This window comes from Vibrio sp. D401a, from assembly GCF_030248515.1.
In the GTDB taxonomy this organism is placed as follows: domain Bacteria; phylum Pseudomonadota; class Gammaproteobacteria; order Enterobacterales; family Vibrionaceae; genus Vibrio; species Vibrio rotiferianus.
Genome location: NZ_JAHGAI010000060.1, coordinates 1 through 10,890 on the forward strand (window position 1 = coordinate 1; position 10,890 = coordinate 10,890).

Consider the following 10,890-nt stretch of genomic DNA (forward strand, 5'->3'; position numbering starts at 1 on the left):
CTTATTTAGGACGGTACAACATCAACGAAAAAGGCTTGCCACATGGCAAGCCTTTTTGTTTTTAGTTAGTCGTCACAACGCTGCATTACTTCTTAAACATTGCTCGAATATTGGCGATGTGTGCTTGGCCTTTTGCCATACGCTCTTCTGCCGATACTGGCTTTTTGTTTACTTCCCATTCAACATCATCAAATGGCAGCTCATCTAAGAAGCGACTTTGCGTCGGCTTGATCAATTCACCAAACTGTCTACGTTCCTTACACATGGTAAAAGTCAGCTCGCGCTGCGCACGGGTAATACCCACGTACATTAGGCGGCGTTCTTCTTCAACGTTGTCTTCATCAATACTGGTTTGGTGCGGCAGAATGCCCTCTTCCGAACCAATCAAGTACACGAACGGGAACTCGAGGCCTTTCGAAGCGTGCAGTGTCATTAATTGAACCGCATCGCTATCTTCATCTTCTTCACCACGCTCCATCATGTCGCGTAGGGTAAGACGTTGAACCACCTCTTTTAACGTCTTCTCTTCTTGGTCGTAGTTGTCGCCTTCTAGATCGGCCACAATCCAAGAATAAAGGTCAGAAACGTTCTTCATACGCATTTCAGCCGCTTTCGGGCTTGCTGACGTTTCGTATAGCCAATCTTCATAATGAATATCACGTACAAGCGAACGCACCGCTTCAACCGTATCACCTCGCTCAGCTTGATCAGCAATAGCTACCAACCATTGCGTGAAACGGCGCAGGTTCTCTAGGCCACGGCCGGTTAGGTGCTGCTCCAATCCCATTTCAAAGCTGACTTCAAACAAGCTCTTACCACGCATGTTGGCGTAGCTACCCAGCTTCTCTAGAGTCACGGGACCAATTTCACGACGCGGCGTATTCACAATACGTAGGAACGCGTTGTCATCATCTGGGTTCACCAATACACGTAGGTAAGCCATGATGTCTTTGATCTCTGCTCGAGCGAAGAAAGACGTGCCGCCAGACAGTTTGTATGGCACACGGTTTTGCATCAGTGACTTTTCGATCAAACGCGATTGGTGGTTACCACGGTATAGAATCGCATAGTCTTTATATTCAGTGCGGTTTAGGAACTTGTGCGCAATCAATTCACCTGTTACGCGCTCCGCTTCGTGCTCTTCGTTCTTCGCCAGTAACACTTTGAGTTTTTCGCCGTCAGGAATTTCCGAGAACAGCGATTTCTCATACACGTGAGGGTTATTCGCGATCAAGATGTTAGCTGCACGCAGAATACGGCTAGTGGAACGGTAATTCTGCTCCAACTTAATCAAGCGCAGATTTGGATAGTCTTCACCGAGCAACACCAAGTTTTGCGGCTTAGCGCCACGCCATGAATAGATAGATTGGTCATCGTCGCCTACAACAGTTAAACGACCGCGCTCGCCAACGATGAGCTTCACCAAATCGTATTGGCTGGTGTTGGTATCTTGATATTCATCCACCAATAAGTAACGAATGCGATTTTGCCAGCGTTGACGCACTTCTTCGTTATTACGTAGCAGTTGCACGGGTAGGGAAATCAAGTCGTCAAAATCAAGCGCGTTATACGCCTTCATCTGCTTTTGGTACATCTCGAAGCAGAACGCAAACAGCTGTTGTTGCTCACCTTGAGCCAGCGCTTTGGCTTGCTCCGGTGTCAGCATGTCGTTCTTCCAGTTCGAGATTGAACTCAAAAGTTGGCGCAACAAGTCTTTGTCACCATCAAGCTGCTTCTCTGTTAGCTCTTTGAGTAGCGCGAGCTGGTCTTGATCATCAAACAATGAGAAGCCCGCTTTCAAGCCAAGGTGCTTGTACTCGCGCTTGATAATGTTCAACCCTAACGTGTGGAACGTCGAGACCATCAGACCTTTCGATTCAGATTTACCTAACGTTTGGCCAACACGCTCTTTCATCTCGCGTGCCGCCTTGTTGGTAAAGGTTACCGCAGCAATATTGCGTGCCTTGTAGCCACACTGCTGAACCAAATAAGCGATTTTATTGGTAATAACACGAGTTTTACCCGAACCAGCGCCCGCTAGCACCAAGCATGGGCCTGATACGTACTTAACGGCTTCGTCTTGTCTGGGGTTCAGCTTCATAAAAATTCTCTGCGGGTGGAAATAGTGGCGCCTATGATAAAGGGGTGAGTGTGTGAAAGCTACGGTCATTTTCACGTAATTTTTACACAGAGAGTTGCAACATTTTGTTGCATAACTGACCAGTCTTTGCGCTATAATGAATGAACGTTCATTCATTGGGTGGTGTGGTTATGACCTATAACACTACTGGAGATAAATACGAGCAAATCATCGCAGCTGCCGAGCGCTTAATTGCTGAATCGGGTTTTCATGGTCTATCCATGCAAAAGCTCGCAACTGAAGCAGGTGTCGCAGCAGGCACGATTTATCGATATTTCTCAGATAAAGAACATCTTTTAGAAGAAGTCCGCCTTACCGTTACCAAACGTATCGCGGAGGCCGTTCAAGCGGATGTTCATGACGATATGCCCCTGAAAGAGCGTTACCGCACTATGTGGCTCAATATTTGGCACCTTGCTGGATCAAATTTAGACACCTTAAGTAATCGTGTCCAATATGAATCACTGCCTTGTGCAAGTCGTGGAAATACTAGGGAACTTGAACGACAAATGTTTGCCCAAGTAGATCGTCTTTTTAATCAAGGCAAAGCGGAAGGGGTATTCAAACCTCTTGATAACGAAATTCTTTCAGGGTTGAGTTTCGAAGCTAGTGTTGCGCTTGCTAGAAAACATGCTTTGGGATTTTATCAGCTGGATGACGATGCGCTGGAAGCAGCCGTTGAAGCCAGTTGGGATGCAATTATTAAACACTAACTTGGAGTTCTTAATAGAATGAAAAAGTGGACTTTCTTTATGTTGCTTATCGCAATTCTACTATTCGGTAGCGTGATAGGTTTCAACTTATTCAAGCAACAGAAAATTGCTGAATACATGGCGAATCGTCCAGAGCCAGAATTTCCAGTAACCGTCACAGATGTAAAAGCGGTTGATTGGATTCCGGTGATCGAAGCGATTGGTTTTATCGAGCCGAACCAAGGTGTCACTGTTGCGAATGAAACCAGCGGTGTCATTGATAAGATTTCTTTCGATTCAGGCACTCAAGTTGAAGAAGGCCAACCTCTAGTACACCTAGATTCTGAGGTAGAAAAGGCTAACCTTAAGAGCTCTCAAGCAAAATTACCAGCAGCTCAAGCGAAGTACAAACGCTACCAAGGTCTTTTCAAGAAAGGCTCTATCTCTAAAGAAGCGTATGACGAAGCTGAAGCAAACTACTTCTCACTAAAAGCGGATATCGAGAGCCTGAAGGCAACCATCGACCGCCGTGAAATCAAAGCACCTTTTGCTGGTGTTGTTGGTATTCGTAACGTTTACCTTGGTCAGTACCTACAAGCAGGTACCGATATCGTACGCCTTGAAGACACTAGCGTCATGCGTCTGCGCTTCACTGTGCCGCAAACAGATATCTCTCGTATCACACTTGATCAAGAAGTGGATATCTTCGTTGATGCTTACCCAGACAGACCTTTCAAAGGTTCTATCTCGGCAATCGAACCTGCGGTTAACGTTCAAAGTGGTCTGATCCAAGTTCAAGCTGACATTCCAAACAGCGATGGCAAACTTCGCAGCGGTATGTTTGCGCGTGCAAACATTATTCTGCCTAAGTTAGAGAACCAAGTAACGCTACCGCAAACGGCTATCACGTTTACGCTTTACGGTGACAACGTGTACATCGTGACTGAAGAAGATGGTGAAAAACGCGTTAAGCAACACGTAGTAAAAGTTGGCGAACGCACTAAAGACATCGCGCATATTCTAGAAGGCGTGAAACCAGGTGATGTGGTGGTAACTTCGGGGCAAATCCGTCTAAGTAACCATGCGAAAGTGACCATCGTTGAAGATTCGGCACTGACACCACCTGCTGAAACACCAATGCTTTAATTGGAGGCATCATGCGCTTTACTGATGTTTTTATTAAACGTCCAGTTTTAGCGGTATCGATCAGCTTTTTGATTGCGTTACTTGGTTTACAAGCCGTTTTCAAAATGCAGGTTCGTGAATACCCTGAAATGACAAACACGGTAGTTACAGTAACTACTAGCTATTACGGTGCTAGCGCCAACTTGATCCAAGGCTTTATTACCCAGCCTTTGGAGCAAGCAGTGGCTCAGGCCGATAATATCGACTACATGACTTCACAGTCGGTACTTGGTAAATCAACCATTACCGTCAACATGAAGTTGAACACCGATCCGAATGCAGCACTATCTGATATTCTGGCCAAAACCAACTCGGTCCGTTCACAGCTTCCAAAAGAAGCGGAAGACCCAACAGTAACCATGTCTACGGGTTCAACAACGGCGGTTCTGTATATTGGTTTCACTAGTGATGAGCTGTCTTCAAGCCAGATCACCGACTACCTTGAACGTGTAATCAACCCACAGCTATTCACGGTTAACGGTGTATCAAAAGTTGACCTATACGGTGGTATGAAATACGCATTACGCGTATGGCTAGATCCAGCGAAAATGGGTGCACTTAAGCTGACCGCAACAGATGTGATGGGCGTTCTAAATGCCAATAACTACCAATCAGCGACCGGTCAAGCAACAGGTGAATTCGTTCTTTACAACGGTAGTGCTGATACTCAGGTATCGAATGTTGCCGAGTTAGAAGCACTGGTTGTAAAAACGGGTGACGGTGACGTAATTCGTCTTGGCGATATTGCAAAAGTAACGCTAGAGAAGAGCCACGATGTTTACCGCGCAAGTGCAAACGGTCAGGAAGCGGTGGTGGCTGCGATTAACGCGGCACCAAGTGCTAACCCGATCAACATCGCTGCAGATGTGCTAGAGCTACTGCCTCAGTTAGAGCGTAACTTGCCAAGCAACATCAAAATGAACGTGATGTACGACTCTACTATCGCTATCAACGAATCAATTCACGAAGTTGTGAAAACCATTCTTGAAGCGGCGGTCATCGTACTGGTGGTTATCACCCTATTCCTTGGTTCATTCCGAGCGGTAATTATCCCTATCGTTACTATCCCACTATCATTGATTGGTGTTGCGATGGTAATGCAGGCGATGGGCTTCTCGTGGAACTTGATGACACTTCTGGCAATGGTACTCGCCATCGGTCTGGTGGTGGATGATGCGATCGTGGTTCTTGAGAACGTCGACCGCCACATCAAGGAAGGGGAATCGCCGTTCCGCGCAGCCATCATCGGTACACGTGAGATTGCCGTACCAGTAATTGCAATGACGCTGACACTAGGTGCGGTATACGCACCGATCGCGCTAATGGGCGGTATCACAGGCTCACTATTTAAAGAGTTCGCGTTAACCCTAGCGGGTGCGGTATTTGTGTCTGGTATCATCGCTCTGACTCTGTCGCCGATGATGTGTTCAAAAATGCTTAAGGCAAATGAAGAGCCAAGCAAGTTTGAACAAAAAGTACATCACGTATTGGATGGCATGACCAACCGCTACGAGAAAATGCTGACCGCTGTTATGGCGCACCGCCCAGTGATCATCGCTTTCGCGATCATCGTATTCGCAACGCTCCCAATTCTGTTTAAGTTCATTCCAAGTGAATTAGCTCCTTCAGAAGATAAAGGCGTTGTCGTACTGATGGGTACTGCACCATCGAACGCGAACTTGGATTACATCCAAAATACCATGAATGACGTAAACAAGATTCTGTCTGATCAACCAGAAGTGGAATACGCTCAGGTGTTTAACGGTGTACCAAACTCCAACCAAGCGTTCGGTCTTGCGACTCTAAAACCTTGGAGTGAACGTGAGGCGAGCCAAGCAGAGATAACTAAACGCGTAGGTGGGCTAGTTTCTCAGGTACCGGGGATGTCTGTTACTGCATTCCAGATGCCAGAACTTCCTGGTGCAGGTTCAGGTCTGCCGATTCAGTTCGTTATTACTACGCCAAATAGCTTTGAAAGTTTGTTTACGATCGCAAGTGATATTCTAGCGAATGTGTCAACTAGCCCGATGTTTGTCTACTCGGACTTGGATCTAAACTACGATTCAGCAACGATGAAGATCAGCATTGATAAAGACAAAGCTGGCGCGTACGGCGTGACCATGCAAGATATTGGTGTAACGCTAAGCACTATGATGGCGGATGGTTACGTAAACCGTATCGACCTAAATGGTCGTTCTTATGAGGTAATCCCTCAGGTTGAACGTAAATGGCGTCTAAACCCAGAGTCAATGAAGAACTACTACGTACGTTCTGTTGATGGTAAAGCTGTGCCACTTGGTAGCTTGATTACTATTGATGTGGTCGCAGAGCCTCGCTCTCTACCTCACTTCAACCAGTTGAACTCTGCTACAGTTGGTGCAGTACCATCACCAGGTGTTGCGATGGGTGATGCCATAAATTGGTTCGAAGATATCGCACAGAGCAAGCTACCTGCAGGCTACAACCATGACTACATGGGTGAGGCTCGTCAGTTTGTAACGGAAGGTAGCGCACTATACGCCACATTTGGTTTGGCACTAGCAATCATCTTCTTGGTACTGGCAATTCAATTTGAGTCTATCCGCGATCCAATTGTAATCATGGTATCGGTACCACTAGCAGTATGTGGTGCATTGATTGCTCTGGCGTGGGGTACGGCCTCGATGAACATCTACTCGCAGGTTGGTTTGATTACTCTGGTTGGTCTGATTACCAAGCACGGTATCTTGATCTGTGAGGTAGCGAAGGAAGAGCAGTTACACAACAAACTGTCTCGTATCGATGCGGTAATGGAAGCGGCGAAAGTTCGTCTACGTCCGATCCTGATGACAACGGCGGCGATGATTGCAGGTCTGATCCCACTAATGTATGCAACGGGTGCAGGTGCGGCTCAGCGCTTCAGTATCGGTATCGTAATCGTTGCTGGTCTAGCGATCGGTACACTGTTTACGCTATTCGTACTTCCTGTGATTTACAGCTACCTAGCTGAGAAACACAAGCCACTGCCAGTATTTGTTGAAGACAAAGACTTGGAAAAGCTAGCTCGAGTGGATGAAGCAAAAGCTGCTCATCGCGAATTAGCTGATAACAAGTAAGCATAAAGCACTAAGAAAAAGGTCACTTCGGTGACCTTTTTTATTGCTGCTCTCTTTTTTGCCATCTAAATGGCGACTTTCCCGTATCATTTACATAGAATGTGGGCAAATCAAAAGGAGTTTTAGCCACTATGTTTGACCCAAAGAAATTAGAGCAAATCGCTAAACAAATTCACGAATCAATGCCACAGCCAGTAAAAGAACTAGGCGCGGATGTTGATCAAAAAGTTCGCCAAGTAATCCAAGGTCAGCTAAACAAGCTAGACGTAGTTAGCCGCGAGGAATTCGACATACAAACTCAAGTTCTGCTGCGTACTCGTCAAAAGCTGACAGAAATGGAAAAGAAATTGGCAGAGCTTGAAGAAAAGCTAGCTGACAAATAAGCAAGAAGCGACAAGAAAATTCTAAGGGTTGATGTGAGAACGTCAGCCCTTTTTGCTTATTGGGATTCGGTTCCATTTTGTCTTTTTAGTAACAAATTCAGTCAACTCCTCCCAAATTAAGGCTTTGACCCAGAATCTCCGAAATACCCCTATAGATTTCCAAAGCCAAGCATTCCCGCATCTCGAAAGATGAAGTCCGTCTCTCTCAAAAACAAAAAGGCTTGGTCAACGGAGACCAAGCCTTTTAATTAGATGTTGTGTTTTATTTTGTATTTATTGACCCCAGTCTATCTGGAGTTCTTCCTGCTTTGCTTTAATGCAATTATGCAGATTGTATATTCGAAGCTAAGAGCTTTAGTCCCTTAAACGAATTGCGCTGAATTAAGGTTTCATTTCTAGGAGAAGGCGCGGAGTTTACGATAGTAAATGAGCACCTTCGACACCGAAATGGAACCTTAAGGCAAGTAATTAGCCGCCTACAGCGATGTTCTTCATATCAGTCATATACCCACGTAGCTCTTCACCAATGTACTCCACTGGGTGGTTACGGATAGCATCATTTACAGCGATAAGAGTCGCGTTATCTACTTGGTTAGAAGCTTCACCTAGCCCCTTACCAATTACGTCAGTATTTACTGATGGCATAAACTTCTCACGTAGAAGCGGTGTTGCTACATTAGCGAACAGGTAGTTACCGTATTCCGCAGTGTCTGAGATAACTACGTTCATCTCGTATAGACGCTTACGTGCGATAGTGTTCGCAATCAGTGGTAGCTCGTGTAGAGACTCGTAGTAAGCAGACTCATCGATGATGCCAGATGCCGTCATTGCTTCAAACGCTAGCTCAACACCCGCACGAACCATAGCAACCATAAGAATACCGTTGTCGAAGTACTCTTGCTCAGAGATTTCTACGTCAGTTTCTGGGTAGTTTTCGAAAGCAGTTTCACCTGTTTCTGCACGCCAGCCTAGTAGGTTCACATCGTCGTTTGCCCAGTCAGCCATCATAGTGCTAGAGAAGTGACCTGTGATGATGTCATCCATGTGCTTGTTGTATAGCGGACGCATCAGCTCTTTTAGCTCTTCAGAAAGCTCAAATGCTTTCACTTTTGCTGGATTTGATAGGCGATCCATCATGTGAGTGATACCACCAAACTTCAGTGCTTCAGTGATGGTTTCCCAACCGTATTGAAGAAGCTTACCTGCGTAGCCAGGATCGATACCATCAGCAATCATCTTCTCATAACATACGATAGAACCAGCCTGTAGCATGCCACAAAGGATAGTTTGCTCACCCATTAGGTCAGATTTCACCTCAGCAACAAAAGAAGACTCTAGACAGCCAGCACGGTGACCACCTGTTGCTGCAGCCCAAGCTTTAGCGATATCCCAACCTTCGCCTTTAGGATCGTTCTCTGGGTGAACAGCGATAAGAGTCGGTACACCAAAACCACGCTTGTATTCTTCACGAACTTCTGTACCCGGACACTTAGGTGCAACCATTACTACCGTTAGGTCTTTACGGATTTGCATGCCTTCTTCAACAACATTGAAACCGTGTGAGTAACCTAATGCTGCGCCTTCTTTCATTAATGGCATAACCGTTTCAACAACGTTTGTGTGCTGCTTATCTGGAGTAAGGTTTACTACTAGGTCAGCTTGTGGAATTAGCGTTTCGTAGCTACCTACTTCAAAACCGTTGTCTTTTGCGTTTTTGAATGACTGGCGTTGCTCGTCGATTGCCGCTTGGCGAAGCGCATAAGCAACGTCTAGACCAGAATCGCGCATGTTCAGACCTTGGTTAAGGCCTTGAGCACCACAACCTACGATGACCACTTTCTTACCTTTTAGGTAATCTGCTTCTGATGCGAATTCTTCGCGGTCCATAAAGCGACAACGACCAAGTTGGTCCAATTGCTCACGCAAGTTTAGGGTATTGAAATAGTTAGCCATCTGGGTGCTCCTTAACATTCTTCCATAGAGGTCGGTATTTGTGTTACCGAATGAGTTCATACTAAAACAGACATTCCGTTGCTGAAAGTGATATATTCACAATTACTTATTGCAATTAATGCAACATGGAAGTGAAGATTTAATGAACATCAAAAGCCTACAATTATTCATTCATCTATGTGATAGTAAGAGCTTCGCTAAGACAGCAGCAGCAATGCATATAAGCCCTTCAGCACTGAGTCGACAGATCCAGAAACTAGAAGAAGAAACACACCAGCAACTGTTCTTGCGTGACAATCGAAGCGTTGAATTAACGGTTCAAGGTAAGAAGCTATTACCTGTTGCCCTGAAGATCTTAGGTGAGTGGCAGCAATACCAAAGTTACGTCAAAGGAACAGAAGACGAGTTAAAGGGTGAGATACGTTTATTTTGCTCGGTAACCGCAAGTTACAGCCACCTCCCAGAGCTTATTTCTGAATTCCGCTTACAGCACCCATTTATTGAATTCAAACTTTCTACTGGTGATCCAGCTCAAGCCATCGATAAGATATTAGCGGATGAAGCTGATATCGCTATCTCTGCTAAACCTGAACAACTTCCAGCAAAAATTGCATTCGAGCCGATCAGTGAAATTCCGCTATCTGTTATTGCTCCTCTCGGGGTCAGTAGCTTCGCTGAAGAACTCCAAAAGGAAAGCCCAGACTGGTCAACGATCCCCTTTATCTTGCCAGAAGCAGGCACCGCTAGGGAAAGAGCTAACGTGTGGTTTAAACAAATGAAGATTAAGCCGAATATCTATGCTCAAGTTTCAGGGCATGAAGCTATTGTCAGTATGGTAGCTCTAGGCTGTGGTGTTGGCATCGCTCCTGACGTGGTAATCAACAACAGCCCCGTCAGAGAAAAGATAAATAGGCTTAAAGTGCTTCCAATTAAGCCATTTGAACTCGGTGTCTGCTGTACTAAAAGTCAGTTAGAAAACCCATTAGTCAAAGCTCTTTGGGAGATAGCAGAAAGCAAATACATCTCCTTATAAGCCAAAGGCTTCTTATGAAGATTGCGAGTAGCTTTGGTCAGTGATGAAAAATGACAAAAGTAGCCAAGTAAAAGCAACGCCTAGCAATAACTAGAAAGGCTCCAGTATTTCTGCTAGAGCCCTAAATATGGCAGGGGTAGATAAGTTGATAGTTTTTATTCAGACGTAAAAAAGCCCCAGCATTGCTGCTGAGGCTTTAGAAGATGGCAGGGGTGGAGAGATTCGAACTCCCAACACGCGGATTTGGAATCCGCTGCTCTGCCAATTGGAGCTACACCCCTGTAGAAACTACAGTTTATCACATTGTAGATTCAAAAAAACCTCGCATAAGCGAGGTCTTTGAAATAAGTGGCGGAGCGGACGGGACTCGAACCCGCGACCCCCGGCGTGACAGGCCGGTATTCTAACC

The 10,890-nt window shown here is 45.6% G+C and carries 7 protein-coding genes and 1 tRNA gene; 5 read left to right on the forward strand and 3 right to left on the reverse strand.

Annotated elements, in window-relative coordinates:
• Window positions 1-85: 85 nt before the first annotated feature.
• The gene (rep, locus tag KIV41_RS22315; RefSeq protein WP_009705430.1) at window positions 86-2,101 is read right to left on the reverse strand and encodes a DNA helicase Rep; all 2,016 of its coding nucleotides are present in this window, start codon (window positions 2,099-2,101) and stop codon (window positions 86-88) included.
• A gap of 170 nt (window positions 2,102-2,271) precedes the next feature.
• On the opposite strand from rep, the gene KIV41_RS22320 reads away from it, so the two are divergent.
• The 4 genes from KIV41_RS22320 (at window position 2,272) to KIV41_RS22335 (ending at window position 7,495) form a co-directional block, all read left to right on the forward strand.
• Entirely contained in the window at window positions 2,272-2,853 is a 582-nt protein-coding gene (locus tag KIV41_RS22320; RefSeq protein ID WP_285337711.1) for a TetR/AcrR family transcriptional regulator, read from the forward strand.
• Window positions 2,854-2,871: 18 nt separating this feature from the next.
• Window positions 2,872-3,978: a multidrug efflux RND transporter periplasmic adaptor subunit VmeC gene (gene vmeC, locus KIV41_RS22325; protein ID WP_010444839.1), complete on the forward strand. Its 1,107-nt coding sequence runs from the start codon at window positions 2,872-2,874 to the stop codon at window positions 3,976-3,978.
• Window positions 3,979-3,989: 11 nt separating this feature from the next.
• Window positions 3,990-7,112 (forward strand): multidrug efflux RND transporter permease subunit VmeD, encoded by a 3,123-nt coding sequence (gene vmeD / locus KIV41_RS22330; RefSeq protein WP_010444837.1) that lies wholly within the window; start codon window positions 3,990-3,992, stop codon window positions 7,110-7,112.
• A gap of 131 nt (window positions 7,113-7,243) precedes the next feature.
• Window positions 7,244-7,495, forward strand: a complete 252-nt coding sequence (locus KIV41_RS22335; protein WP_285337712.1) for an accessory factor UbiK family protein — start codon at window positions 7,244-7,246, stop codon at window positions 7,493-7,495.
• Window positions 7,496-7,963: 468 nt separating this feature from the next.
• On the opposite strand, the gene ilvC is transcribed toward KIV41_RS22335, so the two are convergent.
• A complete protein-coding gene (ilvC, locus tag KIV41_RS22340; protein WP_285337713.1) occupies window positions 7,964-9,448 on the reverse strand; it encodes a ketol-acid reductoisomerase in 1,485 nt (494 codons plus the stop codon).
• A gap of 142 nt (window positions 9,449-9,590) precedes the next feature.
• On the opposite strand from ilvC, the gene ilvY reads away from it, so the two are divergent.
• Window positions 9,591-10,481, forward strand: a complete 891-nt coding sequence (ilvY, locus tag KIV41_RS22345; RefSeq protein WP_010444829.1) for an HTH-type transcriptional activator IlvY — start codon at window positions 9,591-9,593, stop codon at window positions 10,479-10,481.
• A gap of 204 nt (window positions 10,482-10,685) precedes the next feature.
• On the opposite strand, the gene KIV41_RS22350 is transcribed toward ilvY, so the two are convergent.
• A tRNA-Trp gene (locus KIV41_RS22350) sits at window positions 10,686-10,762 on the reverse strand.
• Window positions 10,763-10,890: the final 128 nt, after the last annotated feature.